Below are 26,175 nucleotides of genomic sequence, written 5' to 3' on the forward strand. Positions count from 1 at the left end.
TCTCATCTTCACAATCTTAAGCCACGCGCGTTCTTACTGCTCAGCATCTTTTTTGCGTCTCTTTGATGGTTTTCGTGGAGCTTCGGGGCGCGGACCATAGACGCGCTTGGCCATGTTTTCGACGGTCTCCATAACCTCTTTCATGACCGGTTTTTGTTGAAAGAAGATCACCTCACTTACTGTGTCCTTAAAATCTTCTTCCGTGACGTTGAGCTTCTTATAGACAAGCAACAGGAGGTGAGAGCAATTGGCGGCTCTGACTTTTTCGATCTTGCGTCTGAGATACTGGGGATGCCAGAAGCCGACCAGTTCGATCAAGATCTTGCGGCTTTCGTCCTGCTCGTCAACCAGCGCGAAGTCCGGGATCATGACGGTATCTCCCAGCAGCAAAACATCGCTTTCGCGCCTGAGTTGCCAGTGGCCACGCTTTTCGCCTATCTTTTGCTCAAATTCGTGGGCGAAGTCGGCTTCGAGCTGGCTATCGAACATGCCTGCACGTTTGAAGTGGGAGCGTAGAGCGCTATTATGGTCGAGGCGATAGATCATCGTTGTCTGTGCCTGGGGAGGCCGCACCTGTGCCAGCAAGCGCCAGCGCTCGCACAGCAGCAGAGCAGGGAGAAAGACGGCCATCTGTCGCCCATAGCGCAAGGTTGACGAGACGAACGGCGAGATCGGGCCATCAATGGTAATGCGATAGCCACCATCTTCTATCGGCTCGGCCCAGAACATGAGTTTACATAGCTTGATAAAATGCCATAGTTCTTTGTAGTTGGAGGCAACCTCGATGATGATTTCAGATGCCCAATAGAGGACTCCACGCGCCAATTCCAGGTTATAGCGCATGATGAGTTCTTCGGAGGTCCAGCTCGGCCCAACGTCACTGAGAATGTAGTTGGCGGTTCTATCGGCGAAGATGGCCTGCTCGATCTGCTCGATTGTCGTTCCTAGCTCGGCGGCGATCTCCTGCATGATCTCCTGACGCGTCTTTGCCTGAAATAGCTGTGGTTGCGCAAAGGCCGGACCTTGCGTGAAGAGCTTTTCGCGCAGTTGAGCGGGCACTATAGGGCTTTCCTGTGGAACGAACGTGGCGGCGTCGCAGAGAACTTTTACCAGGCCTCGTATCACTGTATAATCGGTGCGCTCTCCCTCATACGCGTTGACCGTATCTTCCCATGCATGCTGTGTGGAACCGGCACGCTGGCGAAAAAGCGCAATGAGATCGGAGGCTGTTTGTTGCCAATGTGTATCGTGGGGCGCGATCATCTCTACGCCCAGCTCCGTTCCCCTCTGACGTAAGAGCGGCTTGACCAGATCGGCGGTGAGCATACTGTCCCTTCTACTTGTTCTTTTAAGAACGTTTGAACCACTACCTTGCTGCATTTTAGAGTATGAACCTCATGTTGTCAATCTGAATATGTCGAATGGTTGAACAATTTAGAACGTCTAGCCTGTCGTAGTGGAGCGATTATAAGTTGTAACAACCAAAATATCGCTCCACTACGAAATACCTTACCGGGTTTGTTCGTAAAAACTCATTATCGCGGAAAAGCAGAAGGCCGCGATAAATTGCTCGACTACGACATGGGTGACAATATAGTCCCAATTCCAGCTTTAGCATGTTCAATAAGAAAGATAAAAGGTAGGGAAAATATAGCTGAGTGGAACTTTTGTTCTCTTGACTCGTATTACTATAAAGACCATTTGTACTATCTGGATACTGTTTGCAGCAGATGTGGAGGGATACCTATGGCATCGGTTATTACCCGGCAAGGGAAACGAGTAGAGGTCATTTCGCAGAACGATTTGCGCTCTCCCGTCAATCAGGGGACATATGTGCGAGCGTATTGTCATATTCATGGCAGCGATCATCAGCGTTCGCTCTCCATTCGTCGCTCCAGCGGTTGGGGACACTGTTTCAATGCTGCCTGTGATGCGGTGGTACTGGTTGCCGAGTGGAACCCCTCTGTTGCTGCTCGTTTGCTGCATGGTCAGGAGCAGGATGTTGTTGCATCTCACGTAGCGACTTTTTCCTGGCCGCAGCAGCAACGTTTGCCCCTGGCGCTCCAACCGATGCTGCTGCATGTCGTGGAACCCCCACTGCCCTGGCAACAGGACGAATTACATGGACTTGCTCGGGTTGAGAGACAGATGACGAAGGCGCTGCTTCGTTCGCAGCGAGCGCAGGCGTATCTGGCCGGACGTGGTATCCCTCTCTCCTTTGCACATGATGCAGGGGTGGGTTATCTCCCACCAGTCATGCTCTCTCATGTGCCAGCGCATCAGTCGTTGCTGCAAAGATGGGCCGCGCGCATGGTTTTTCCACTGGCGACGCCAACCGAACAGGGATATATTGGCCGCAGTCTATGGGGATGGCAACCCGGCATGGATGAAAATATGCACAAGGCGGTGCTGGAACGTTATGAGGGCAAAAGCGCGGCGCGACGCTGGATGAAGACGAAGCCAGCGGGCTGGTTCTCTGTCCCATTTGAACAACTGGCCCCTCGCTTGATCCTGGTTGAAGGAGCCTTTGATCGCCTGACACTGCTGGCAGCTGGCTTTGATCGGCGCGAGGTCGTGGCGCTGGTCGGAACGGCGCTTCAGATCGAATGGTTGCCGCCCCAGGTTCACAGCGTCGTACTGGCCCTCGATGGCGATCAGGGAGGCCAGGAGGCGGCACGGCGCATGGCTGACCAGTTGAGGCAGGAGGGTTTTGCTGCTGAGATCTGTCTGCCATCGGCTGATTCGTGGGGGAAAGATTGGAATGAGCGCTGGCGACGGATTGGCCGGGAGGGAATCCAGCCTCTCCGCGCCTTCTGTCCTGCGCTACGCACGGCTTGATTGGCTCTCTCTGTCAGGTTCTTTCTCTGCATCCTCCTCGTGATAGCGTTGTATCCACTGCTCAGATAAAGCATCCGCCTGTTGTTTCATGCGCCTGGCACTAAAAAGCGGTCGGTCTGGTATAGCGATATCAAGATAGCGCAAAATCTGTAGCGCAGTCTCTTCATATGCAGAGACGAAATCTTCGTAGACGACGGTAAATGGGGCGATGTCGTTCTGGATAAAGAATTGTTGCCATGCAGCTTCATTCACTTCAAGTTGCTGTTTCAGATGGTTAATAGCTGCGAAGTTGAAGGTGAGAGGCTGGTGATGGAACTGTCCCCCGGGATGCATATCCTCGTCGAGTTTCCATGCCTGCGTTTGAATTGCCTTCCAGAGCGAGACAGCTTGCCGCACTTTGTCACGGCGTATCACAGTGATGTAGCGAAGGTTGGGAAAGATGGTGGCAAACAGTTGAGGAACGGGCAAGACGCTGTACTGAGGGATGGTTCGCAGATTGCTCACAAAATCGTCAAGGTAGCCCCACATTACTTTTGCCCCGAAAACGCCATTAGGAGTTGTCGCTTGCTCGATGGTTCGGGCGAGATACTCGCCATAGTCTGTATCTGAGATGTATGCTGGTGGTGGACCATCGCTAGCGCCCAGCAGCGCAATGAGTTCCGCATTTTCCACGCCAGTAAAGTATTCTAATGGTCTTCTGGGGCGGCCCGACTCCTTCAGCGACTCAAAGTATTCCTCTGGTCTGCCTGCCAGACCAGTGTTGATCAGCGCTTCACACAGTAAAGTGCTTCCGCTGCGCGGTGTTGCACAGATGAGGTAAGAGCAGAGCGGGGACATGAAAACCTCCTGCTTAAACAAATCTAGCTGCCTGCGACAGGAACTCCATCATAACATATTTGTCCCCAATAAATCACGATGGGGTCTATGCTAGACAGTACCATAGATTTACCATTCTTTCAAGTTATTTACTTTATTCCAAAAAGTTATTAATATAGAGGGAGAGGAGTTTTTATACTCTTCCATTGTGAGTAACAATTATGGGCCAGGAAAATATTAGATAGAAAAAGTCGTGCTATAATATGGTGTATCAGATGTTATATCATATACACCCGCAAACGACGTGGTTTTATGCAAGGAGTTGTGTACATGCAAGCAAATCAACCTAATATTCTCTATATTCACTCTCACGATACGGGGCGCTATGTGCAACCTTATGGACATGCTGTTGACACGCCAAATATACAAGCTCTGGCCGAGGATGGTATTTTGTTTCGCCAGGCGTTTTGTACTGCCCCGACCTGCTCGCCCAGCCGGACCAGCCTGCTCACTGGCCAGTATGCGCATAGTGCAGGCATGCTTGGTCTCGCCCATCGTGGCTTTGCGCTGCATGATTATCGACAACATCTCCTGCATACCCTGCGCGATGCTGGTTACTATGCGGCACGAATTGGCGAGGAACATATCTCATCCGATTCCTCTCAGGTCGGCTATGATTACGTGGCTCCCCTCAAAGAGACGCACGCTGCTGTGGTGGCTCCTACGGCTGTGAGCCTGTTGCGCGATGGCTTATCACAACCGTTCTTCCTCTCGGTTGGCTTTTCGGAGACGCACCGGGACTATCCGCCAGAGGATGCGCACGAGGTCAACTATACGCTGCCACCTGCACCGTTGCCCGATACTCCCGAAATCCGGCGCGATATGGCTGCTTTTAAGGCCAGCGCACGCGAACTGGATCGCGGTATTGGCGCGGTTTTGGATGCTCTGGAGCAGCGTGGTCTGGCGGAAAACACGCTGGTGATCTGTACCACCGATCACGGGCTAGCTTTTCCACGTATGAAGGGCTTTCTGACTGATTCTGGTATCGGCGTGATGTTGATTATGCGTGGACCTGGAGGTTTTCGTGGGGGCAAAGTGTGCGATGCTCAAATTTCCCAGATCGATATCTTCCCGACCATCTGCGACCTGCTGGAAATCGACTGCCCATCCTGGCTACAAGGCCAATCGTTGCTGCCGCTCATTCGTGAAGAGGCCGAACAGATTCATGACGCCATTTTTGCTGAGGTCAACTATCACGCCTCGTATGAACCAAAGCGAGCCGTCCGTACGCGCCGCTGGAAGTACATTCGCCGCTTCGACGATCACGTGGGACCGATCCTGCCCAACGTCGATGATAGCCCCTCGAAGAACGTTTTGCTTAAAGCTGGTTGGCAGCAGCAGATACGACCATTGGAGGCGCTCTACGACCTGATCTTTGATCCTATTGAATCATGCAATCTGGCCTCTGATCCCTCAATGGCAGGGGTGTTGGAGGAGATGCGTATTCGTCTGGAAGAGTGGATGCGTGAGACCAACGATCCCCTGCTGCAAGGTCCGGTGCCTGCCCCCGTTGGAGCGGAGCTAAATGATCCCGATCAGATCTCTCCTGACGATATTACCTATCGTGTTGTATAGCGCCAGAAGTTGGTATAGAATACGTCAGGTATTGGAGAAGGTCAATTCGCAACTCTTCGTTCAACTGCCATCAGGAGTGCTATCGGCTAACATGCTCATGGCGGCATATCTTACTTATAAGGAGAGCTACGATGATAGACGTGAATGAAATCCTGGCGGCTTTTTTTCAAAAACGGCCTGCCTGCGATAGCGATGGAGTGTTTCATTATCTCCTGCGAGAGAGGGATGGAGCGCTGGTGGTTGATATCACTCCATACGGGCCTCAGTGGACGGCTGATTTCCTGAGAGATACCTTGATTATCGATTGTATCCGCGACGAAATATGTCTGGGCTGGGGCGACTATCGCGCAACTCTCGGTTCATTTCCTGTGGAGACTCTGCTATTCAGGGATGACGAAGACGACAAAAGGCTTATCTTTGTTTGCTCAGATATCGTTGCTACCATCGACCTTCCTCCTTCTGAAGTGCTTCAGTTTCGGGTTGATCGCCGCGACTTCTTCTACAACATGATCTATGAAGAGCAAATTGATCGTGTTCTCTCGGCACAAAGATGAATAACCTTCATCGTTACGTGATTATTAGTGCGTTCGGCAAATGAGAAAGGGGAAGCGCCACCCGTGTATGGCAGGGGCGATGGCTTGTCCTCGCCCAGCTTCCCAGGCGGCGCAATGGGGTAAATCAGGGCGAGGACAAGCCATCGCCCCTGCCATACACGATCATTCCCAAGATTTCGCGGATATGCCGATAATCGTGCAATTGCGAATTTTACAGTGTAAAGGCTAGCGCGAATGATACACTTTATCAGCCGCCGCCAGGGCTGCTCCTGGCGTAACCTGCACACCGCAGCGGGGTAGCACATGCTCTAGTGCAGCTAGCAAGGTGTCCACGCTCTTGCGGTTGGCGTTGTAGCCCATCATGCCGATGCGCAAGAGGCGCCCCTTGAGCTGGCCGAGGCCACCGCTGATCTCGATATCATACTCGCTCAGGAGTTGTTGGCGAATGGCTAGCTCGTTCGCTTGTTCCGGCAAATACACGGCGGTCAGGACTGGGAGCGCGCAACCGGGCTGCGTGTATATCTTCAACCCTAATGCCTCGATGCCAGCTTTGAGCGCATCGCCATGCAACTGGTGACGCGCCCAGCGTGCCTCCAAACCTTCCTCCATCGCTATCCGCAACGCCTCGCGCATGCCGTAGATCAGGTTGCTACAGATGGTATGGTGATAGAAGTGGTCGCCGTTCCAGTAGCGATTGAGCAGTTGCAGATCAAGATAATAGCTCTGCACTGGCTTGCGCCGATTCTGGATCGCCTGCACCGCCCGCTCGTTGAGCGTCACGGGAGCCAGCCCTGGCAGCGCGCCCAGACATTTCTGGCTGCCCGAATAACATGCATCGATCTTCATCTCGTCCACGTTGATGGGGATACCGCCCAGGCCGCACACGGCATCGACCACAAATAGCGCGTTGTGAGCGTGGGTGACTCGTTCCAGATCGGCCAATGGCTGATGCAGCCCGGTGGAGGTTTCCGCAATGACGGTGGCGAATATCTTGGCGTGAGGATACTCCTGAAAAGCTCGCTCAAGCTGTGCTGCCTCCATCGGTTGGCCCCATTCGACCGGCAGATTGACCACATGAGCGCCTGCGCGCCGCGAAATCTCCGCAATCTGTCCACTGAAATAGCCCACGTTGCCAACCAGAATCGTATCGCCCTCTTCTAACAGGTTGGTCAATACCGCCTCGGCTCCTGAGAAGCCCGAACCAGAGACGCAGAGGGTCATCTCGTTGTTTGTCTGGAACATCCAGCGCAATAGCGCTGCGGTCTCTTCCATGATTTTGAGTAGGACTGGATCGAGATGGCCGAGTTGGGGAGCCGCCGAACTCAAGAGGACGCGGGGGTCAACGTTGCAAGGGCCGGGGCCGAGTAACAGGCGATTGGGTAGATTCAATTCGCCCAGTGCTACCATAGCTGAATCAGTTGCGACCTGTGCCATAAGATATGCGCTTACCTTTCATCGTTGTACAAAACAATCAGACATTGTTTCATTGTATCTTTGATCGAGAGCGGGATCAAATCTTGCTAGACCAGAGCCTCCGGGTTGAGGATATTGGGAGGACGCTGCTCGCTGGCATGCGCTACGATGTTCTCGCTCGCCATTGTTGCCATGCGGGTGCGGGTCTGATGCGAGGCGCTGCCAATGTGCGGCAGCAGCACAACATTCTCCATACTCAACAGCTCAGGCTCAACGGCTGGCTCGTTCTCAAAGACATCCAGACCGGCCCCGGCGATAGTGCCACGCTGAAGCGCTTGTACCAGCGCCTTCTCGTCTACCATCGGGCCACGCGCCGTGTTGATCAAAAAGCTGCTCGGCTTCATCATCTCTAACTCTTTTTCACCGATAAGATGGTGTGTCTCCGGTTTGTAGGGGGCTTGCAGACAGACAAAATCGGATTGGCGCAGTAGATCTTCCAGCGAGACATAGGTAGCATTGTAGCGCTGTTCCTCTTCGGCTGGCAAGCGGTGCGTGTTGTGATAGAGCACCTTCATATCAAAGCCGCTGGCTCGTTTGGCGACCAGCTTGCCAATTCTGCCCATCCCAATGATACCTAGCGTGGCGTGGTGGACATCTGCCCCACAAAGCAGCAGCGGGCCCCAGCCGGTAAATTTACCCGCACGCAGGAAACGTTCGGCTTCAGAGATGCGCCGGGCGATTGCCATCAACAGGCCAAAGGTCAGGTCGGCGGTGGTATCGGAAAGCACGCCTGGTGTGTTGGTGATGGCGATATTGAGCCTCGTTGCAGCAGCGACATCGATATTGTTGTAGCCAACAGCCATGTTTGCTACCAGCTTCAGACGTGGCGTTGCGGCGGCGCAAGCTTCTAATAGACGTGCATCGATGGTGTTGGTGACGAGACAATACAGATAATCGTGGCCGGGGGCGCGCTGGAGCAGTTCGTCGGCGGACCAGATCACGCCCTCCTCCCGATTGGCCTCTACATCGCCGACAGCTTCCAGTAGTGGATACGCTGCCTCTGGTACTTGCTGAGTCACAAGAATCTTTGGTCGATCTGCCATGAAATTTTCCTCACGAAAAATAGAGTACCCTCATTGTACCAGATGATTTAATGAAGGCGAGTTCAGAGAGTCAAATATAACAACATACAGAACAGAGTATGCTGGATCAGGAGGGCGCAAGATGAAATATCAGGTTACTTATCGTCTCAGGCATCCTCAAGTGTTGCCAGCGACCTCACGGGCGGTCGTGGATGCGCACAGCCATAGAGAACTGGATGCACGTTTAGCCAGAATTAAAATGAAGTGGCAGGAGCAGGGCTATACAGTTCAGATCGTGAAGGTGATTGCCGGGTTGCGTCAGAGCATATAGGCTCATTATCTCGCCTGTTGTTGCAGATAGGCATGTACCTCTGCGGCGGAGTCAAGCGCGAGGGCGTGCGTGGCAATACTACGCGCCTCAACAGATGTATAGCGCCGTATCGCCTGCTTGACAAGCGGGATGGCGAGTGCGTTCATGCTCAACTCATCGAGTCCCAGGCCAAGCAGAACTGGTGTTGCCAGTGTATCACCTGCAAGTTCTCCACAGATGCCCACCCAGCGATGGTGGGGGCGAGCCGCTTCGATGACCATCTGGATCAGGCGAAGTACGGCGGGATGCAGAGCATCGGCCAGTCCGGTAACGGAGGTGTTGGTGCGGTCGGCTGCCAGGGTATATTGTGCAAGATCATTGGTACCGATGCTAAAAAAGTCCACCACCTCGGCCAATCGGTCGGCGATCAGGGCCGCTGCAGGCACCTCGACCATGATTCCTATCTCACAATATGTAGCCGCCTCGATGCTGCGTGCGCTCAGATCAGCCCTCGCCTGTTCGATATAGTACCGCGCCTGATGAATCTCCTCGCATGAAGTCACCATCGGGAACATGATTTTCAGATGGTGGCCCGCGCCCGCCCGTAACAGCGCCCTCAGTTGCGTCTGAAATAGCTCTGGCAACATGAGCGTGAGGCGCAACCCGCGTATGCCCAGGAAAGGATTCATCTCAACTGGCAATTGTAGATAAGAGGCCGGCTTGTCTCCACCAATATCGAGCGTGCGCGCCACGACTGGATGCTGTCCCATCCCTTGCATGATCTCTCGATAGACCGCCGTTTGTTCCTCTTCATCAGGAGCCGCGTCGCGATTGAGAAACAGGAATTCTGTGCGTAGCAGTCCAACCCCTTCGGCACCGTACTCTAATGCTGCTTTTGCCTCGGCGGGTCCACCCAGATTGGCCGCGATCTCAATGCGCTTCCCGTCCAGTGTCGTGGCTGGTTGATGAGCATATTTGAGCGCTTCCTGTTGACGCTGTGAGTGGGCGTTGATGCGCTGCTGATACTGGGCAATGGTTGCCGCGTTCGGCTCGATCAGCACCGTGCCGTGCGTGCCATCAACAATAACGAGGGTGTCGTTGTCCAGGTGGCGAATATCGTCTCCCAGCCCCACAACTGCCGGGATGCCAAGCGCTTTCGACAGGATTGCGACGTGTGATGTGGGGCCACCAGAGGAGGTGCAGAATGCCAGCACTTTCTTCTTTTTCAGCACAACCGTATCAGAGGGGCCAGATCAGCCGAGACAATCACCACCGGTTTCTCCAGATGGGTTGCCTGCGCGCTTGCACCTTGCAAAATGCGCAGCACGCGTTGCTGAACGTCTTCGATATCCTGTGTGCGTTCGGCAAGGTATTCATCGCCCAACGTACGCAGCGTTTCGGCGTATGAATGGATCGCCTCCTGCCAGGCATATTCAGCATTGCAACGCTGTGCCTCAATGGTGGAGCGCACCTGTTGAAGCAGGTCGGGATCGCTGAGGAACATCTCATGGACTTCAAAGATGGCCGCTTCTCCACTGCCACCATCTCTCATCGCCTGGACGGAGAGCGCATTGACCTCCTGTTGAGCCTGATGGAGCGCCTCCTGGAGACGACTGATTTCTTGCTCCGGGTGTTCTACCTTCTGGCGCTCGACAACAAGCTTGGGAACCTCATAACAGAGAATTGGTCCGATGGCGAGGCCGGGTGAAGCGCCGATCCCCTGTAACGTCTTTGTAGGCATCGTTGCTTACTCCGTTTCGTCAAAATTGCTCTGGATCAGGGTACTTAACACTTCAACTGCTGCTTGTTCGTCGTCTCCTTCGGCGGCGATACGTACGTGGTCGCCCATGCGTACAGCGGCGGTCATGACCGACAGGATGCTTTTCGCGTTGGCTGGCGAGGTTCCTTTGGTCAGATTTTCAATGGTAATACGTGAAGAATATTTGGCGGCCTGGCGGACAAATATTGCCGCTGGCCGGGCATGCAGGCCCACTTTATGCTGAACAACCGCCTCGTTGGATGCACTCATGAAGAACTCCTTTACCAGGACATTATAGCTGCAAACTGTCTGGATCGTTCTGACGCAGAGTCGAATCCGCAACTACTTCTAATACGGGCTGGATGGCAGCAAGGAGTCGGTTCTTTGGCATCTCAACAGTTCCCTGTGTCGGGCTGGCCTCTACTGTCTGTCCATCATTGGACGCAGGTTCCTGGGCCTGAGCGATGGGCGTTTGTGTGGCCTGCTGCTGGAGCAATTCTAGCGTCACACGCCGCGCGGCCTCTCTGATCGCTTGCATTCGTGCTGAAGAAAGAGCAGGTTCTCCTAGTTGTTTATTGTGCTGACTGGGTTTCGATTGCATGCTGAAAACCTCCTCGCTATGATCTTCGTGAAGAATACTCATATCGTTAGCATACCACGTTCTTCTTGTGTAAAACCATTCCTCTCTATAGTTTGTTCGGACCGGTATGTATTATTGTTCTTCTTGCAAGGCGATGGTGCGCAATGTCCAAGCGACCCCATCTTGATCGTTGGATGGCGCGATCAGGTCGGCAACGGCTTTGACCTCCGGTACAGCATTTCCCATCGCTACCCGCTTGCCAACGACCTCAAACATGCTGAGGTCGTTGCGACTATCGCCAATGGCGAGAATACGCTTCAGGTCAATATTAAGCTGAGCCGCAAGTCGTTGGATCGCCTCGCCTTTGGTGGCGTGTATCGAGGTAATCTCCAGGTACGGTGGCGCAGAATAGGTCATATAGATAGGAAGGTGGTGCTGTTTTAACTTCGCCTCAATACCCTGAACGATGGCAGGATCTTGGCACATGTAGACCTTGACCGGCTCGATATGCGCATGGAGAATATCATCTGCTCGAATAAAGTGTGCTTTAAATTCATCTGCTACGGTAATATCAATCTTATATGCTTCCGAAAGGTAGTGCAGTTCTTCTTCGCTGCCTTCATAGAAGATACGATCTGATTCTTGAAAGATGATGGGTGCGTGGGCCTCGCGTGCGTATTGCACGATGACGCTCAGCACTTCCGTTGGCATCGCACTATAATACAGGGTCTTGTTGCTCACTGGATCGATGATATGAGCACCGCTGGAACTAATAAAGGGCAGCGTCAGGGCCAGTTCTTTCACAAAGGGGTCCATCGTCAGGCGTGCGCGGCCTGATACCAGTGTGACGCCAATATTGTGTGCCAGCACGTCGAGAATCGCCGCCTTCGTGCCCTCGGTGAGACGATTCTCCGAGTTCACCAGTGTACCATCGACATCAATAGCCACAAGATCATAAGGATATGCCATAGTGTTGTATTCCAATCTGCCTTTCTTTTGCGTGTACAAAAGCTATCGTTTTCCCTTTAATTTACAATCAAGAGGGGTTTGTCAGAGGATTGAGTGAGAGGCACCTGGACGACCAATGAAGCCTCTACTTCTATTTTCGCTTGCTCGTTGGGTGCTGGTCAAGGGGCAAACAGAATTGTTAGAAAATCCTTAATTCTTTGTCGATGTGCTCTGCCACGCTCAAGAAGATTTGACATGTATGATTGAGCAAATTATACTGTAATGTATACTGAAGGAACAGTAATAGTTTATACCTGTCTGGCGTAAATGATTTTTTGTGCAAAAGAGAGACAGGGCTGACCGCCATCATAAGGGATGCGGCAGGCTGACACGTCCAGAACGCGAATGTTTGAGGCACGAAGAATTTACGTGGTTGTGTGGCGATATCTCCCCATCGCAAGATGGGGAGATATCCGTTGGGAAGGAGTATCGTATGTCAAACGCGTTACCTCACGGATACATGGCGCTCGTGGGAAGTGAGCGGAACTTGCCTGCTCAGGCTCGTCTACTTGGGTCGGTCGATCCTCAAGAGCAACTGGAGGTGAGCCTCTATTTACGTCCCCCCGCTGGTAGTGATCTGACCAGCTTGCTGCAACAGCGCACAGAGTCCGGCGCCCCTCATCTCGGCCCTCATTTGACGAGAGTAGAATACCTGTCACGTCGTGGCGCAACAGCTGAGGATATTGCAACTGTTGAGCGCTTTGCCCATGACCATCAACTCACAATCGTACGAATAGACCAGCCAGCGCGCAGAATGACCCTCTCCGGCACGGTGGCACAGATCAGCAGTGCCTTTGCCCTTGAGATCCAGCACTACGCATTGGCAGAAGGCACTTTTCGTGGTCATAGCGGCCCCATCTACCTGCCACATGAGTTGAGTCAGATCGTTGTTGGTGTGTTTGGCATCGATAATTTCCCGCTGGCAACCCCATACATTAGATATGCGCAAAAACCGGCCGCTGGCAGCTCCTTTTCACCGCGCGATGTTGCTTCTCTGTACGATTTTCCGCTGAAAAACGATGGCAAGGGTCAGACCGTCGCCATTATCGAGCTAGGAGGCGGGTATCGCACAAGCGATTTTCAGACTTACTTCCGACAATTGAACGTGCATATGCCAAACGTTGTAAGCGTCTCCGTTGATGGGGCGCGCAACAGTCCCACTGGCGATCCAAAGGGGCCAGATGGCGAAGTTGACCTGGATATCGAGATCGTGGGCGCGATTGCTCCGGGTGCTACTATCGCGGTCTACTTTGCTCCCAACAGCGTGCAGGGATTTGTCGATGCGATCACTTCGGCTATTCACGACACGACACACCATCCTTCGGTCCTCTCGATCAGTTGGGGCGCACCCGAAGACGCGTGGAGCAGTCAGGGTATCCAGGCGATGGATCAGGCGTTTCAAGATGCCGCCGCGCTGGGTGTGAGCGTCTGTTGTGCATCTGGCGATGGTGGCGCGTGGGATGGCGAGTATGATGGACGCGCCCATGTCGATTTTCCCGCCTCTTCGCCGTATGCTCTGGCTTGTGGCGGCACAACGCTCACTGCCGGGAGGAATAACACTATCAGCGAGACGGTCTGGAACAATGGTCCTGACAGAGCGACAGGCGGCGGCGTGAGCGATGCCTTTGCACTTCCTTCGTGGCAGACCGACGCCAACGTGCCCCCATCCGTGAACGATCAACACATCGGGCGTGGCGTGCCAGATATCGCGGGTGATGCTGATCCAGCCACCGGCTATCAAGTGCGCGCCGATGGGTCAAATATTGTGGTTGGTGGCACCAGCGCCGTTGCTCCATTGTGGGCGGCTCTGATCGCTCTGATCAACCAGCAGCGGAAGCAGCCGCTTGGCTACTTGAACCCGGTCCTCTACCAGCATGCCTCTCTCTTCATGGAGAATGCCGCCTTCCACGATATCACCACCGGCGATAACGGCGCATATCAAGCGGTTCCCGGCTGGGATGCCTGCACTGGCTTTGGCTCTCCCGATGGCGCTGCTCTGCTCAAGACGCTGCAACAATTGACCACGCCGGGTATGAAAGAAGTGAAACCAGAAGGATAAAAATCCAGATATAATCTCTGCGTTTGATCTTCTGAGGGGGAGAGAGATCTTCGGCAAAGACCAGCGTTGCTCTTTGCCGAAGATCTTTCTTATGGGCAAGAGTACAGGGCATTGCCAAAGAAGCTTACAGGTTCTATCTGAATTTGTCCCTATTTCCCTCTTTATAGTCAGTTGTCTTCAGATAGTATTGATGGTAGTTTAAAGTAGTATGATAAAGCAGCCTGAAGGAGTTTAATGCTATGGCAGGTGATGGTCCCAGAAAAAGAGAAATCCCGAACGCGCTCCCTTCAGCGAAAGAGAACTCCTGGAGTCCTCACGACGCAGGCCAATCCTCGCGAGGTGATAGTTCCGGCCTCAATCTTAAGAAGATTGTATTGGGCGCTGGTGTCGTGGCCGCTTCTGGCCTATTAGGAGGTGCTGAAGCAGCCGCACTCAAACCTGAAGCACCCGGAGCCGGTGCCTATCTCGCACAATCTACTGAAGTCGTCAATTCCAAATATGGAAGAGGTGCAGGCGAAGCCCCCATCTTAGGGCCAAACGAAAAAGCTCTAACTACTCCTGAAGTACCTACTCCCCCGACAGCGGCCCCTGATACGGTTACGGTTACTAAAACTGTAACTAGTGTAGAATATGTCACTTTCACTCAAAAAGTGGCGAATGACGGTAGCTCGGATGAATTCAATCCCAAGAGCTTTGGACTTGGAGCTCTAACTGTCGCGACCGCAGCGGCTCTAGGTGTTGGAGGTGCTGCTGGTGCTGCTGCCTTAAGGCGAAAGCTACAACAACCCCCTAACCGTGTTCGGGATAGAGGAGATGTTCGAACCGAGCATGGAGGAAGTTCGGAAATAGAATTGAGGCAGCAAGGGCGTACAGATCAACAAGCAGATAATCGGGATAAAGGAGGTGCTCAAGCTGAGCGTAGAGGAAGTTCGGAAACAGGCTTGGGGCCAGGGCCTGTAGATCAACAAGCAGATTATCGGGCTCAGGGCTTGTGAATTATTGCTGAGACCATTTTTGGGGGAAGGAGGAAGGCAGAAGCCTTGTGAGGATGGGAGGCAGAATGACGCCTGGTAGCGGCAATCTGAGAGGAGCCAGCACGATGGATCAGGGTAAGAGCAAGATTGCGGAGCGAAGCGAGAATCTGAGAAGCGGACTCAGTGCGCAGGCGGGATCGGTCTTCTCCAAAGGAGACATCGCGAACGTAATGAAAAGAGTTCTCAATGCTCCAATGACCCCGCACGAGGGCAAGTAAGCGTTGTGGATTGGCTTGGGTAGGAGTCAGAGAAGTAATCAGGTAGACTACTTCTCCGACTCGTTTTTCCCGTTTTGCCGCCAGAATATTATTCAACCTGACCCACTCATTCTCCTTCATTCTCAACCCTGTCAAGACGATCAGGAACATCCACCTATTTCATTTCATGTGATCCTGGTCGGATTGACATGTATCCTTCCAGGAGGGCGGCTCTCTAGGGAAGCGTGTTCAAATGTGGTTTAACCGTGTTTGCGAAACTATAGCTGTTGGAGGCGTCCCAACTGATCGACCAGTCCATCGCACCTCGAATCGTGGGATAGGTCGTTGATGGCTTGAAAGAGCCACAATTGTTGCCCGTTGCCAGGCAATCGAGCGCGGCATTCACGACCGATGGCGACACATAACCACCACCGGCAGAACTGGAGGCAGGCAGGCCCAGCCCGACCTGATCCGCGCGTAACCCTCCTTGCAATTGAATACAGGCTAGAGCCGTGATAAAGTCCTCGGTGCCTTGCGCATACACTTTCCCGTCACAGCCAAGCATCGTGCCGGAGTTGTAGTATTGCATGTTGACGATCGTCAGGATGCTTTTGATATTCAGCGCCAGCTGGAAGTAGCCGTTGCCGGTCGATTGCATGTCGATGGTCTGTGGGGCCAGCGTGATGATCAGGTTGGAGCCAACTTTGGAGGAAAGTTGTTGTAGCGCGCTACCCATATAAGTAGGATTGATGCCGTTCTCCAGGTCGATATCAACGCCGTCAAACTTATAGGTAGTGATCAGGCCATAGACGCTGTTGGCGAAGTTCGCGGCACTCGTTGCATCCGAAACGCTGATCGTGCCGTTCTGTCCACCAACGGAGATAATGACCTTCTTTCCTCTGGCATGCAGCGTGGCGACATCGCTGATGAACTGTGCGTTCGTGTAGCCTCCAAGCGCGGACGACAGCCCCGAATCGACGGAGAATGTCACGCCACCGGGATTGGCGGGATCGGCATTGGCGAAGGCGACCGCGATGATATCATAGTTGGAATTGACATCGCTGAGCCGGAGCGGGGTGGCACCATTCGTGAAATCTTGCCAGTAGCCCGTCAAGACATGCTTGGGCAGACTGCCGCAGTTTGTGCATGCCGTTGGCGTCGGAGTAGGTGTAGAAACTGTTGTTGGCGTCGAGGTGGGAGTTGATGTCTTTGTTGCAGTCGGCGTTGGTGTAGGTGTACTTGTGCCCGCCGGACCGGTCAGGTTCACGTCATCAACATAGACATTGCCCTGCGCGTACCAGCCATGCATATAGATCGTTATGCTGCTCGTTGAGGCCGTTGTGGTAAACGCGTACGAGAGCAGGGTATAGCTGGTACTGTTGGTCCAGTTGTTGCCGTAACTGTTGACGCCAAGATAGGCGTATGGCCCGTCCACATAGGCACTCAGTGTGTAGGCCGTGTTGGGCTGGACGCTGATGGTCTGGGTACACTGTCCTGTGGTGGAAGAGCTGGGAGTGAGTTGTAGCGCGTGGGAGCCGCCGTGAACCGGGCTGCTGACCACGACATCGCCAGCATCGCAACTCCAACCATTGAGATTGCCAGTCTCAAAATCTGGATTGGTGACAAGATTGTTGCCAGCTGCCAGGGCAGCTGATCCTCTGTTAAAAAACAGAAATGTCCCTATGCTACTGAGGACAAGAAATACTGTGACGGAGGTAAGCATGAGATGACGTGAAGAGTAACGCATGTAAAGCTCTCCTTGCTGTGATGAGTTTCGTTGTAGTCCTTTACGGCAAGCCTCAACTCATGTCTGCTGGCACAAACAGACACTAACACATTCCCTGTGTCGATAAGCTGCGAACCTGCCAGAAGCACAACTGCCTCTTAAAACTAAGCATAATCGATTCTGGTCTAATTATCAAGATGTCTATACCACCTGGGCCATAAGGAGCAGAGAAGTTTCATCACGACAGAGTTGCGACAAATTTGTAACACTTATGCCATCACTCTGCGACAAGTTACCGGTAACATAGAGAGAAAGCTATTGCAAAGCAGATGCAAAGACGGATCGCAAGCATATTTATAAAAAAATTATCAATCAGAGCGGCTTCTTTGGAAGAAAACAATTAAGGACGGATTACATTTATGCCTACTGGAACTTTGATGCTTTCAGCTTCTCAGCAAGCTTCTTTTGTACAACAGAGACCTGTTATTGCGTTACGGAATATTACGAAAAGTTATTGGATGGAGCAAACCCATGTTTCGGCCCTGAATAGCGTCTCGCTTGCGGTGCAGCGCGGCGAGTTTGTGACAATTGTTGGGCCGTCCGGGTCGGGAAAATCCACGCTGATGAATATGATCGGTTGCCTGGATCGTCCAACCAGCGGCGAATACTGGCTGGTTGGGCATCTTGCATCGCAGATGAAACGCGCAGAACTGGCGAAGATGCGCAATCGCTATATCGGTTTTGTCTTCCAGGGCTTTAATCTGCTGCCCCGCGATACGGCAATTGCCAATGTTGCCCTTCCGCTCATCTATAGCGGAGTGGGCAAGGCAGAGCGCGAGAAACGGGCACGGCAAATGCTGGAACTGGTCGGGCTAGGGGCACGCATACACCATCGTCCCTCGCAGCTTTCGGGCGGTCAACAGCAGCGTGTTGCGATTGCACGCGCTCTGGTGACGCGTCCGTCCCTTTTGCTGGCCGACGAGCCAACGGGTGCGTTAGATAGTCGCACCAGCAAGGAGATCATGGAGCTCTTCAAAGCGCTTCACCGCCAGGGAATGACTGTTGTTCTCGTGACGCATGATCCAGGTGTTGCCACTTCTGCGGAACGGCAGGTCATCTTGCGCGATGGCAGTATCATTCATGATGGTCCCGCTCTGCCTCTGGCTGAACTGCTGGCGGCGACCAGTATCGACTATGAAGAGAAGGACGCTCGCGAGGCATAACGAAGGAAACGGTGCAAATTATGAGACAAGTTGCGAAGGCTCCGCTCAATCCGCCCGTGCGCGTTGTGGATAGCGTGCCTCGTGTCAGAGACAGTGTAGAGAATATGCCAGGGGCCACGTTTGGTGGCATTTTTGGCAATGTCTTGCATGCTCTCTGGGCGCATCGCCAGCGCTCCATTCTCACCATGCTGGGCATCATCATTGGTATTGCCGCGTTTATTAGCGTGGTGACGTTATCGCAGGGGGCGACGGATCGCGTCCTCTCTCCCTATAACTTTCTAGCAACCATCATCACTGTCAGCCCTGCACGCGGCTCTGTGACGACGGCGAATCCATATATGCTCACGTCAGGCGATGTCCAGGCACTCGGCAAGCTCTCGCATGTGACCGGCATCAGCCCGATTATTGGCAGCTCCTCCACCGTCATCTACGGCAAGCAGGGATGGAGTACATCGGTCCAGGGCGTCTCCTCCACCTATCAGATCATGCAGAGCACGCAGATGACGATAGGCGAAGGCAGGTGGTGGGATGAGGGCGAGGAGCAGAGCCAGCGTGCTGTGGCGGTGATTGGGAGCGGGACGGCCAGCAGTCTCTTCGGCACGACCGATCCCATCAACCAGACGATCCGCGTCGATAAACAACTATATCGCGTAATCGGCGTGCTTGAGGCGACTGGTGGCAGAGGATCAGCCGATGATGTTGTTTATGTTCCCTATACCCGTGTGTTGAATCCGACTATCCCCAACCAGATTCAAACAATTATCGCCCAGGTTGATAGTACTGATAGCCTTGATAGCGTCTCAATGGAGATGCAGGTGTTGTTAGAGCAGCGCCATCACATTCTGCCAGGAACACAGGGCGGCTTTGAAATTACACAGGCCATTACCGAACTGCAACAGGGTCAGCAATCGTTGAGCATTCTGTCCGCACTGATGATCAGTATTGCCACATTCTCGCTTGTGGTGGGCGGCGTTGGCATTATGAATATGATGCTCGTCTCGGTAACAGAGCGCACGCGTGAGATCGGGTTGCGCTCGGCCCTCGGTGCGCAACCGATTGACATTACCCTGCAATTCTTGTTGGAAGCGTTAATGCTCAGTCTGATAGGCGGCGCATTTGGTGTGCTGTTCGGGCTGGGGCTGGCCTTTGCGATCACCAGCCTGGTTGGGTTCCCTTTCCTGGTCAGCATTTCCTCATTTGCGCTGGGCTTTGGCGTTGCAACGGCTATTGGTGTAGGCTTTGGCCTCTATCCGGCGATTCGCGCCTCGCGCCTTGATCCTATCGTGGCTTTGCGCAGTGCATAAGATTGGGGTCGGGAAACGATCAAACGTTGGCAAGAGCGGCATATAATAATATGGTAGGCGCTCTTGCCGACGTTGATTGTTTTTGATGGAGGAATCTTATGCAACCCTGGTCGTACAAGACTCATGGCCGTTATGAAGAACATGTGTTTGTTAGCGAGGTGCTGAAAGATAATCCTTTGCACGATGCGTATGAGAGGCCGCTGTGGGTCTATGTGCCGCCCAACTATGACGCGGAACCTGAGCGGCGCTATCCTGCAATCTATGTCATTCAGGGACTCACCGGCCAGCTTGATATGTGGCGCAATCGCTCGCCGTACCGCAAGAACTTTCCCGAACTGGCGGATGAGCTCTTCGCCAGCGGCGATACTCCCCCCTGCATTGTCGTCTGGGTGGACTGTTGGACCTCGCTTGGAGGCAGTCAGTTCCTCGATTCTCCCGGGACAGGTCGCTATCATACCTATCTCTGCGATGAGATTGTGCCCTGGGTCGATGCCCATTATCGCACGCTGCCCGAGCGCGACCATCGCGGCATCACCGGCAAATCGAGCGGTGGCTATGGTGCGATGATCACGCCCATGCTGCGTCCCGATCAGTGGGGTGGGCTGGCAACGCATGCTGGCGATGCGCTCTTCGAGATTTGCTATGCTCCAACCTTTCGCGATTCTGTGCGTGCGTTACGGGATCACTACAACGGCTCTTTCGAGGGATTCTGGGCCGATTTTCGCAGCCGTCCGCCCCTGTCTAAAGATGTCGATATGCTGCTCCTGAACGACTGGTGTATGGCCGCGTGCTATTCTGCCGATCCCGATGGTACGGTACATCTTCCTTACGATATCGAGACTGGAGCCTTGATCCCGGAGATCTGGGAGCGCTGGCTTGCTGTGGACCCGGTGAAGATGGTGCCGCAACATGCCGATTCTCTCCGCACGATGAAGGCGATCTATATCGATTGTGGCAGGCGCGATCAGTTCTTTCTCGACCTCGGCGCTCAGGCATTTCACCGCGCCCTTGAGACAGCTGGTATCACTCATGCTCACTTTGAACTGTTCGATGCCACACACAGCGCTATCGAATACCGCTATCCGATCAGCTTGAAATATCTTGCTGAACGACTTGCACCGTAAATAGAATGTTTTCGTGCTTGCTTGGCAAATCAAGCAAGTACGAAAAGTGTTTTATATCATCGTAACAGAATCTTTTACCACTGTGGCCGTTCTCTCCACTTTCATACGTAATCCGTGCTTCAGCCGTAGAGTGACGCGTGGTTTCGGCACGACGGGGAAGCCTGGAATGAGGCGCGGAGTGTAGCGCTGCATAATTGTGGCAAGTAACAATTTGGCCTCCAACTGGGCGAAGGGCATACCGATACAGATGCGTGGTCCGCCCCCAAAGGGAAAGTAAGACCAGGGCTGCACTTTCTCGTCATTCTCCGGGTTCCAACGCTCTGGTCGGAAGGTGTTTGGATCTTGCCAGAGATCGGGGTGATGATGAATGACCCACTGGCTGAAGAGGAACGTCATACCCTCCGGGAAGTGGTAGCCGCCCATCTCAAACGGGACCAACGACTTACGCCCCATCGCCCATACCGGTGGATACACGCGCATCGATTCATTTATCACCCACTCGGTGTACGGTAGGTTCGGGAGATCGTTCAGGGTTGGCGTGCGGCCTGCCAGTACCGTCTGTAGCTCCTGTAAAAGCTTCTCGCGTGGTTCTGGATTTTGAGCCAGCAGATAGAAGGTCCAGTTCAGCGCGTTGGCCGTTGTCTCGTGGCCTGCCGCCATAAACGTGATCACATGATCTCGGATTTGCTGCTCGCTTAGTGGATGCTCCTCATCCTGCGTGGCGAGCAGCATAGAGAGGACATCGCCGTGATCCTGTCCCTCTGCCTTACGCTCGCGGATCAGCTTATAGATGAAGGCATCAATACGCCGTTTGGCCGACATGCGCTTGCCATAGAGCGTGAAGGGGAGATCGACATAAATGTTGAGCAGGCGTGCCAGGAGGCTGCGTCGATGCTCAATCATCTGCGAAAAATTGCGTCCCATCTCATCGATCTGATCGAGCAGCTCAAGCGCGAAGAGGCTGCGTACCACGATGCGTAGCGTTAATTGTTGCATGGCCTGGGCAATATCGACAACTTCGCCCTCGTGCCAGGTGTCTAGCATCTCCTGTGTATATTGCACCATATAGTCAGCATAGCTCTCGACTCGTTTCTTATGAAAGGCTGGCTGCACAAGGCGGCGCTGTTGCCGATGGGCCTCGCCCTCGATGGTGAGCAAACTTTCGCCCAGCACCTCCATCAGATCGCCACCCGCGCTCTGCGTTGCCATAAAGTCGCGTGGATGCTCGGTGAGCAGGTAACGGACATATTCCGGGCGAAAGAGCAGCACAAATGGCCTGGGACCAGCGTGCATCGTGACCATATCGCCATACGTGCGCTGCATGCGCTCCACAAATTTCAATTGATCGCGCTGAAACTCTAGTAGATTGCCGAAGAAAGGGTGTGGTTTGGGGCCAGGAGGCAAAGATTGTATGTCTTTCATCTGTATTCCTCGTTATGAACTATAAGAATGTACAAATGATGTACACAAGGCACGAAACATGAAGCGTTACAGATCAGCGGGTCGAGTGAGAATTTCTTCGGGCAGGCCATGACGCAGGAGCGAGAGTGCCTGTTCCGCCATCTCGTCGGGGCCAGGCGCATCGTTTTCAAACCACCAGTGAATGCCCTGCGTGATAATGCCAGTCATAAAGCGTGCCATTAGCGGCACATGATAGGCGGATAAGACATCCTCATTCTCAAAGGTTTCCAGTATTTGTGTCAGACAAGAGAGCAGTTCCTCGTGAGGACGATAGCTGCGAACGGGTCCGTTGCTTCGAGCGCTCCAGGCGATTTGAAAGAGATCGCGCCGCGTGTAGGCATGGCGAAAGATGGCACGAATCAGTGCTTCCAATGTGTGCCCCTGTGGATTTTCTACCATCGTTGCCGCGATCTGCTCGTGCATCTCTCGAAAGTCCTCGTCGATTAGCGTCGTAAAGATCTCATCCTTATCGCGAAAGTGCAGGTAAAAGGTGCCGACGCCAACATCAGCCAGCTCTGTGATATCGGCAATGCTGGCCTCGTGATAGCCGTGTTGAGCAAAGGCGAGATGAGCAGCCTTCAGGAGATCGGTTCGCGTGCGCATCCGTCGTCGCGACGCACGATCTTTCCCTCGCTCGCCATCATTATTTTGTGAAACTTTCCTCATATATGAATGATAATTCACTTTGCTTGAAAAATCAAGGGGAAATAGGGTTAGAATTGAATTAGCAAATTCCTCTCTTGTTTGCTAGCAACAACAGGGTGAAATCGTGTAAAATGCTGATGGCTACTCTTGTCAAAAGAGAGAGAGTCTGCTAAATTTATTACCAGATATTGAGGCTCAGTGCCGGTAATACTTTCAAGATCTTGAGGGAAATGATCGTATAAGGAGGACAGATTCTATGGCTGTTGAGGCTCATAGAGAGACGATGGGGTTCCAGGCAGAGGTAAAAAAGCTGCTGGACCTGATGATTCATTCACTGTATAGCAACAAAGAAATCTTTCTGCGCGAATTAATCTCGAACGCTTCAGACGCTATCGACCACTTGCGTTTCGCCATGCTTTCGGATGCCGGTTTGCATGAAGATGATGCAGAGCTACATATTCGCGTGTCTTACGATAAAGAGGCGCGCACCGTTACCATCTCCGATAATGGAATTGGCATGACACGCGATGAAGTTGTCGAAAATATCGGCACGATTGCCAAATCGGGCACTAACGAGTTCTTCCAGTCTTTGACCGGAGATCAGCAGAAAGATGCCTCGCTGATCGGGCAGTTCGGCGTTGGCTTCTATTCTTCGTTTGTCGTGGCCGACCGTGTGACGCTGGTAACGCGTAAAGCTGGCGAGCCTTCAGATCAAGGCGTGCGCTGGGAGTCAGAGGGGCATGGCGAGTATGTGCTCGAAACGATAGACAAGCCCGGACGCGGTACCGACGTGATCCTGCACCTGCGCCCCGATGAAGATGAGTTTCTGGACGGCTATCGCCTGCGCGAGATCGTCAAAAAATACTCTGATCATATCACAGTGCCTATTCTGATGCCCGCCGAAGGCGAAGAGGCGCAGGGGGATGAGCGTATCAATCGTGCCTCGGCCCTGTGGACGCGTTCCAGAAGTGATCTGACCGCCGAGGATTACAACGAATTTTACAAACACCTGACGCTCGATGTGGACGAGCCACTGGCCTATGTACATAGCCGCATGGAGGGAACGCACGAATATATTCTGCTGCTCTACATCCCCGAACATGCGCCGTTTGATCTCTGGAATCGCGAGCGTCGTCACGGCATCAAGCTCTATGTGCGCCGCGTCTTTATCATGGATGGCAGCGAACAGTTGATGCCCAGTTATCTGCGCTTCGTGCGTGGTGTGGTGGACTCCAACGATCTACCCCTGAACGTCTCGCGCGAAATCCTTCAGCAGAATCGGCTCGTGGATAATATGCGTTCCAGTGCGGTGAAAAAAGTGCTGGGCGTCCTCAACGACTTGAGCACAAAGGAGCCGGAGAAATACGCAACCTTCTGGAAAGAATTTGGTCGCACTCTGAAAGAGGGATTGGCAGAGGATCATGCCAACCAGGAGACGCTTGCCAAATTGCTGCGTTTTGCCTCGACGCAAAATGCTGGTGATGAGCAGAACGTCTCGCTGGAAGATTATATAGGACGCATGAAGCCCGGTCAGGAGAAGATCTTTTTCATCACCGCTGATAGCTATGCAGCTGCGAAAGATAGCCCATTGTTGGAGATCTTCAAGAAGAAGGGCGTTGAGGTGTTGCTGCTCTCTGATCCCGTTGATTATCTGTTCGGCACGGAACTGCACGAGTTCAACGGCAAGCCTTTGCAATCTGTTGTGAAGGGAGCTATTGACCTGAGCAAAGTCGAGGACGAGCCGGGGACGGAGAAGCAGCAGGAGGAGCCGCAGCCATCCGCTAACGAGATTGACGCGTTGATCGAGCGCCTGAAGAAAGCACTGGGCGAGCAGGTCGCCGATGTGCGGGTAACAACACGTCTGACCACCTCACCTGCCTGTCTGGTGGTGGGTGAGTACGATATTGATCCCAGCTTACAGCGTATCCTCAAAGCGGTGGGTCAGTCGGTGCCATCCATGAAGCCCATTCTGGAGATCAACCCGACGCACGCTATTATTCGCCGCATCAAAGACGAGGAGAACGAGCAGCGCTTCGGCGATTGGGCCAACGTCCTTTATGACCAGTCAGTTCTGAGCATGGGCGAGCAGCTTGAAAACCCGGTGCGCTTCGTCAGCCGCCTCAACGATCTGTTAGCGCATCTTTAATATCACTCTGGAAAAGAGAGGAATCTCACCATAATTTTTGGGTGAGATTCCTCTCTTTTGTTGTGGTTGCGCGGATTATTGGTGCATCTGGCAATTAGGACGGAGAGGATCACCCGAATATGGCAGGGGCGACGGCTGGTCCTCGCCCGATCGCAGCACAATATATGTAATAGGGACAGGCCGTCGCCCCTGCCATATTCGGCCTTCCCCTGGAGACCACCATAATAAATTGTTAAAACCTATTGTCGCATATTTCTGTACATACGCGATAAACTGCACAACTACGGAATAAGCAACACTTTCCCTTTTGTGTGCCTGCCTTCCAGGTAACGATGTGCCTCAGCTGCATCTGACAGCGGGAACGTTTTATCGACGCGCACCTTTACGGTCCCCTCTTTGATCCAGGAGAATAGCTCGTTGGTGCGTTGCAAGAGTTCCTCGCGGGTTGCTATATAATGGACCAGCGTTGGGCGGGTCAGGAAGAGCGAGCCTTTGGCATTGAGGATTTGTGGGTTCACGGGTGCGACCGGACCGCTGGATTGTCCATACAGGACGAGATACCCACGTGGGCGTAGCGAATCCAGGCTCTTGTCAAAGGTGTCTTTGCCTACCGAGTCGTAGACGACGTGAGCGCCCTTACCATCTGTGAAGCGCCTGGTTGCCTCTGAGAAATCTTCGCGGGTGTAGTAAATAATCTCATCCGCGCCGCTGGCACGCGCCAGTTCTGCCTTCTCCTCAGTTGAGACGGTGCCAAATACTCGTGCGCCGCGCTTCTTGGCAATCTGGGTCAGCAATTGCCCGACGCCTCCGCCTGCCGCATGTACCAGTGCGAAATCTCCAGGTTGCAATGGATAGGTGCTGGTTGCCAGATAGTGTGCCGTCAAGCCTTGCAACATGGCCGCCGCCGCATCCTCCAATGAAACGCCGTCAGGAACGGGAATGAGGCGAGCTACTGGAACAATCGCATATTCAGCGTAGGATGCCTGAACGGAGGTATAAGCCACCTTATCTCCCGGCTTGACCTCTGTTACGCCATCTCCGACTGCATCGACGACGCCGCTTCCCTCCTGCCCTCCAATAAACGGGAGGTTGATCTGGTAGAGTCCTTTGCGCTGGTAGACATCGACGAAATTGACGCCTGCTGCTGCAAGTTTCACTCGTGCCTCTCCAGGGCCGGGCTGAGGCGTTGGCACCTCTTCAAGGGTCAATACTTCAGGGCCACCAGGGTTGTGAATCCGTATTGCTTTCATAGGGTTTTTCC

Annotated in this window: 24 protein-coding genes; 10 read left to right on the forward strand and 14 right to left on the reverse strand. The window is 53.3% G+C overall.

Annotated features, from left to right (window positions below; all coding sequences use genetic code 11):
* Window positions 1–33: 33 nt before the first annotated feature.
* The gene (locus K3T83_RS26485; RefSeq protein ID WP_220205929.1) at window positions 34–1,326 is read right to left on the reverse strand and encodes a DUF790 family protein; all 1,293 of its coding nucleotides are present in this window, start codon (window positions 1,324–1,326) and stop codon (window positions 34–36) included.
* Between the two features lie 420 nt (window positions 1,327–1,746).
* Between K3T83_RS26485 and K3T83_RS26490 the strand changes: the two genes are divergently transcribed.
* Window positions 1,747–2,838 (forward strand): toprim domain-containing protein, encoded by a 1,092-nt coding sequence (locus K3T83_RS26490; RefSeq protein WP_220205930.1) that lies wholly within the window; start codon window positions 1,747–1,749, stop codon window positions 2,836–2,838.
* On the opposite strand, the gene K3T83_RS26495 is transcribed toward K3T83_RS26490, so the two are convergent.
* Window positions 2,824–3,675 (reverse strand): Stf0 family sulfotransferase, encoded by an 852-nt coding sequence (locus tag K3T83_RS26495; RefSeq protein WP_220205931.1) that lies wholly within the window; start codon window positions 3,673–3,675, stop codon window positions 2,824–2,826. The genes K3T83_RS26490 and K3T83_RS26495 overlap by 15 nt on opposite strands.
* A gap of 309 nt (window positions 3,676–3,984) precedes the next feature.
* Between K3T83_RS26495 and K3T83_RS26500 the strand changes: the two genes are divergently transcribed.
* A complete protein-coding gene (locus K3T83_RS26500; protein ID WP_220205932.1) occupies window positions 3,985–5,289 on the forward strand; it encodes a sulfatase family protein in 1,305 nt (434 codons plus the stop codon).
* A gap of 131 nt (window positions 5,290–5,420) precedes the next feature.
* Entirely contained in the window at window positions 5,421–5,843 is a 423-nt protein-coding gene (locus K3T83_RS26505) for a hypothetical protein (protein ID WP_220205933.1), read from the forward strand.
* A 225-nt stretch (window positions 5,844–6,068) separates the two neighbouring features.
* Here K3T83_RS26505 and K3T83_RS26510 read toward each other — a convergent pair whose 3' ends face one another.
* Together K3T83_RS26510 and K3T83_RS26515 are read right to left on the reverse strand one after the other, a co-directional pair.
* Window positions 6,069–7,277, reverse strand: a complete 1,209-nt coding sequence (locus K3T83_RS26510; RefSeq protein ID WP_220205934.1) for a pyridoxal-phosphate-dependent aminotransferase family protein — start codon at window positions 7,275–7,277, stop codon at window positions 6,069–6,071.
* Window positions 7,278–7,363: 86 nt separating this feature from the next.
* Window positions 7,364–8,359 carry a 2-hydroxyacid dehydrogenase gene (locus tag K3T83_RS26515; RefSeq protein WP_220205935.1) on the reverse strand — a complete coding sequence of 332 codons (996 nt, stop codon included), beginning with the start codon at window positions 8,357–8,359 and terminating at the stop codon, window positions 7,364–7,366.
* A 121-nt stretch (window positions 8,360–8,480) separates the two neighbouring features.
* On the opposite strand from K3T83_RS26515, the gene K3T83_RS26520 reads away from it, so the two are divergent.
* Entirely contained in the window at window positions 8,481–8,669 is a 189-nt protein-coding gene (locus tag K3T83_RS26520) for a hypothetical protein (protein WP_220205936.1), read from the forward strand.
* Between the two features lie 5 nt (window positions 8,670–8,674).
* Here K3T83_RS26520 and ptsP read toward each other — a convergent pair whose 3' ends face one another.
* The 5 genes from ptsP to K3T83_RS26545 all read right to left on the reverse strand — a co-directional run bounded on the left by ptsP (window position 8,675) and on the right by K3T83_RS26545 (window position 11,956).
* Window positions 8,675–9,862 carry a phosphoenolpyruvate--protein phosphotransferase gene (ptsP, locus tag K3T83_RS26525; RefSeq protein WP_220205937.1) on the reverse strand — a complete coding sequence of 396 codons (1,188 nt, stop codon included), beginning with the start codon at window positions 9,860–9,862 and terminating at the stop codon, window positions 8,675–8,677.
* Window positions 9,863–9,873: 11 nt separating this feature from the next.
* Window positions 9,874–10,389 carry a phosphoenolpyruvate-utilizing N-terminal domain-containing protein gene (locus tag K3T83_RS26530; protein WP_220205938.1) on the reverse strand — a complete coding sequence of 172 codons (516 nt, stop codon included), beginning with the start codon at window positions 10,387–10,389 and terminating at the stop codon, window positions 9,874–9,876.
* 6 nt (window positions 10,390–10,395) lie between these two features.
* The gene (locus K3T83_RS26535) at window positions 10,396–10,677 is read right to left on the reverse strand and encodes an HPr family phosphocarrier protein (RefSeq protein ID WP_220205939.1); all 282 of its coding nucleotides are present in this window, start codon (window positions 10,675–10,677) and stop codon (window positions 10,396–10,398) included.
* A gap of 22 nt (window positions 10,678–10,699) precedes the next feature.
* A complete protein-coding gene (locus tag K3T83_RS26540; protein ID WP_220205940.1) occupies window positions 10,700–11,008 on the reverse strand; it encodes a hypothetical protein in 309 nt (102 codons plus the stop codon).
* Between the two features lie 111 nt (window positions 11,009–11,119).
* Window positions 11,120–11,956, reverse strand: coding sequence for a Cof-type HAD-IIB family hydrolase (locus tag K3T83_RS26545; RefSeq protein WP_220205941.1), 837 nt, complete (start codon window positions 11,954–11,956; stop codon window positions 11,120–11,122).
* Between the two features lie 472 nt (window positions 11,957–12,428).
* Between K3T83_RS26545 and K3T83_RS26550 the strand changes: the two genes are divergently transcribed.
* A complete protein-coding gene (locus tag K3T83_RS26550; protein ID WP_220205942.1) occupies window positions 12,429–14,054 on the forward strand; it encodes a S53 family peptidase in 1,626 nt (541 codons plus the stop codon).
* A 239-nt stretch (window positions 14,055–14,293) separates the two neighbouring features.
* Window positions 14,294–15,049, forward strand: coding sequence for a hypothetical protein (locus tag K3T83_RS26555; RefSeq protein ID WP_220205943.1), 756 nt, complete (start codon window positions 14,294–14,296; stop codon window positions 15,047–15,049).
* Here the strand turns inward: K3T83_RS26555 and K3T83_RS26560 are convergent.
* Window positions 15,037–15,426 (reverse strand): transposase, encoded by a 390-nt coding sequence (locus tag K3T83_RS26560; protein ID WP_268963478.1) that lies wholly within the window; start codon window positions 15,424–15,426, stop codon window positions 15,037–15,039. The two genes, K3T83_RS26555 and K3T83_RS26560, sit on opposite strands and share 13 nt — an antisense overlap.
* 94 nt (window positions 15,427–15,520) lie before the next feature.
* On the reverse strand, window positions 15,521–17,032 hold the full coding sequence (locus K3T83_RS26565) for a chitinase (RefSeq protein ID WP_220205944.1): 1,512 nt from the start codon (window positions 17,030–17,032) through the stop codon (window positions 15,521–15,523).
* Window positions 17,033–17,448: 416 nt separating this feature from the next.
* Between K3T83_RS26565 and K3T83_RS26570 the strand changes: the two genes are divergently transcribed.
* The 3 genes from K3T83_RS26570 to K3T83_RS26580 all read left to right on the forward strand — a co-directional run bounded on the left by K3T83_RS26570 (window position 17,449) and on the right by K3T83_RS26580 (window position 20,662).
* The gene (locus tag K3T83_RS26570) at window positions 17,449–18,234 is read left to right on the forward strand and encodes an ABC transporter ATP-binding protein (protein WP_220208306.1); all 786 of its coding nucleotides are present in this window, start codon (window positions 17,449–17,451) and stop codon (window positions 18,232–18,234) included.
* A gap of 20 nt (window positions 18,235–18,254) precedes the next feature.
* Window positions 18,255–19,538 carry an ABC transporter permease gene (locus tag K3T83_RS26575; protein ID WP_220205945.1) on the forward strand — a complete coding sequence of 428 codons (1,284 nt, stop codon included), beginning with the start codon at window positions 18,255–18,257 and terminating at the stop codon, window positions 19,536–19,538.
* A 98-nt stretch (window positions 19,539–19,636) separates the two neighbouring features.
* Window positions 19,637–20,662, forward strand: coding sequence for an alpha/beta hydrolase (locus K3T83_RS26580; RefSeq protein WP_220205946.1), 1,026 nt, complete (start codon window positions 19,637–19,639; stop codon window positions 20,660–20,662).
* 51 nt (window positions 20,663–20,713) lie between these two features.
* On the opposite strand, the gene K3T83_RS26585 is transcribed toward K3T83_RS26580, so the two are convergent.
* Both K3T83_RS26585 and K3T83_RS26590 read right to left on the reverse strand, forming a co-directional pair.
* The gene (locus K3T83_RS26585; RefSeq protein WP_220205947.1) at window positions 20,714–22,084 is read right to left on the reverse strand and encodes a cytochrome P450; all 1,371 of its coding nucleotides are present in this window, start codon (window positions 22,082–22,084) and stop codon (window positions 20,714–20,716) included.
* Window positions 22,085–22,150: 66 nt separating this feature from the next.
* Window positions 22,151–22,789 (reverse strand): TetR/AcrR family transcriptional regulator, encoded by a 639-nt coding sequence (locus K3T83_RS26590; RefSeq protein ID WP_220205948.1) that lies wholly within the window; start codon window positions 22,787–22,789, stop codon window positions 22,151–22,153.
* A 235-nt stretch (window positions 22,790–23,024) separates the two neighbouring features.
* Between K3T83_RS26590 and htpG the strand changes: the two genes are divergently transcribed.
* Window positions 23,025–24,914 carry a molecular chaperone HtpG gene (gene htpG / locus K3T83_RS26595; protein ID WP_220205949.1) on the forward strand — a complete coding sequence of 630 codons (1,890 nt, stop codon included), beginning with the start codon at window positions 23,025–23,027 and terminating at the stop codon, window positions 24,912–24,914.
* 281 nt (window positions 24,915–25,195) lie between these two features.
* Here htpG and K3T83_RS26600 read toward each other — a convergent pair whose 3' ends face one another.
* On the reverse strand, window positions 25,196–26,164 hold the full coding sequence (locus tag K3T83_RS26600) for a quinone oxidoreductase family protein (RefSeq protein WP_220205950.1): 969 nt from the start codon (window positions 26,162–26,164) through the stop codon (window positions 25,196–25,198).
* Window positions 26,165–26,175: the final 11 nt, after the last annotated feature.

This window comes from Reticulibacter mediterranei, from assembly GCF_016587455.1.

Bases quoted from the DNA above. Each gene is read 5' to 3' on its own strand.
- K3T83_RS26485 (WP_220205929.1), bottom strand. From the start codon at position 1,326: ATGCTCACCGCCGATCTGGTCAAGCCGCTCTTACGTCAGAGGGGAACG.
- K3T83_RS26490 (WP_220205930.1), top strand. From the start codon at position 1,747: ATGGCATCGGTTATTACCCGGCAAGGGAAACGAGTAGAGGTCATTTCG.
- K3T83_RS26495 (WP_220205931.1), bottom strand. From the start codon at position 3,675: ATGTCCCCGCTCTGCTCTTACCTCATCTGTGCAACACCGCGCAGCGGA.
- K3T83_RS26500 (WP_220205932.1), top strand. From the start codon at position 3,985: ATGCAAGCAAATCAACCTAATATTCTCTATATTCACTCTCACGATACG.
- K3T83_RS26505 (WP_220205933.1), top strand. From the start codon at position 5,421: ATGATAGACGTGAATGAAATCCTGGCGGCTTTTTTTCAAAAACGGCCT.
- K3T83_RS26510 (WP_220205934.1), bottom strand. From the start codon at position 7,277: ATGGCACAGGTCGCAACTGATTCAGCTATGGTAGCACTGGGCGAATTG.
- K3T83_RS26515 (WP_220205935.1), bottom strand. From the start codon at position 8,359: ATGGCAGATCGACCAAAGATTCTTGTGACTCAGCAAGTACCAGAGGCA.
- K3T83_RS26520 (WP_220205936.1), top strand. From the start codon at position 8,481: ATGAAATATCAGGTTACTTATCGTCTCAGGCATCCTCAAGTGTTGCCA.
- K3T83_RS26530 (WP_220205938.1), bottom strand. From the start codon at position 10,389: ATGCCTACAAAGACGTTACAGGGGATCGGCGCTTCACCCGGCCTCGCC.
- K3T83_RS26535 (WP_220205939.1), bottom strand. From the start codon at position 10,677: ATGAGTGCATCCAACGAGGCGGTTGTTCAGCATAAAGTGGGCCTGCAT.
- K3T83_RS26540 (WP_220205940.1), bottom strand. From the start codon at position 11,008: ATGCAATCGAAACCCAGTCAGCACAATAAACAACTAGGAGAACCTGCT.
- K3T83_RS26545 (WP_220205941.1), bottom strand. From the start codon at position 11,956: ATGGCATATCCTTATGATCTTGTGGCTATTGATGTCGATGGTACACTG.
- K3T83_RS26550 (WP_220205942.1), top strand. From the start codon at position 12,429: ATGTCAAACGCGTTACCTCACGGATACATGGCGCTCGTGGGAAGTGAG.
- K3T83_RS26555 (WP_220205943.1), top strand. From the start codon at position 14,294: ATGGCAGGTGATGGTCCCAGAAAAAGAGAAATCCCGAACGCGCTCCCT.
- K3T83_RS26560 (WP_268963478.1), bottom strand. From the start codon at position 15,426: ATGAAGGAGAATGAGTGGGTCAGGTTGAATAATATTCTGGCGGCAAAA.
- K3T83_RS26565 (WP_220205944.1), bottom strand. From the start codon at position 17,032: ATGCGTTACTCTTCACGTCATCTCATGCTTACCTCCGTCACAGTATTT.
- K3T83_RS26570 (WP_220208306.1), top strand. From the start codon at position 17,449: ATGCTTTCAGCTTCTCAGCAAGCTTCTTTTGTACAACAGAGACCTGTT.
- K3T83_RS26575 (WP_220205945.1), top strand. From the start codon at position 18,255: ATGAGACAAGTTGCGAAGGCTCCGCTCAATCCGCCCGTGCGCGTTGTG.
- K3T83_RS26580 (WP_220205946.1), top strand. From the start codon at position 19,637: ATGCAACCCTGGTCGTACAAGACTCATGGCCGTTATGAAGAACATGTG.
- K3T83_RS26585 (WP_220205947.1), bottom strand. From the start codon at position 22,084: ATGAAAGACATACAATCTTTGCCTCCTGGCCCCAAACCACACCCTTTC.
- K3T83_RS26590 (WP_220205948.1), bottom strand. From the start codon at position 22,789: ATGAGGAAAGTTTCACAAAATAATGATGGCGAGCGAGGGAAAGATCGT.
- htpG (WP_220205949.1), top strand. From the start codon at position 23,025: ATGGCTGTTGAGGCTCATAGAGAGACGATGGGGTTCCAGGCAGAGGTA.
- K3T83_RS26600 (WP_220205950.1), bottom strand. From the start codon at position 26,164: ATGAAAGCAATACGGATTCACAACCCTGGTGGCCCTGAAGTATTGACC.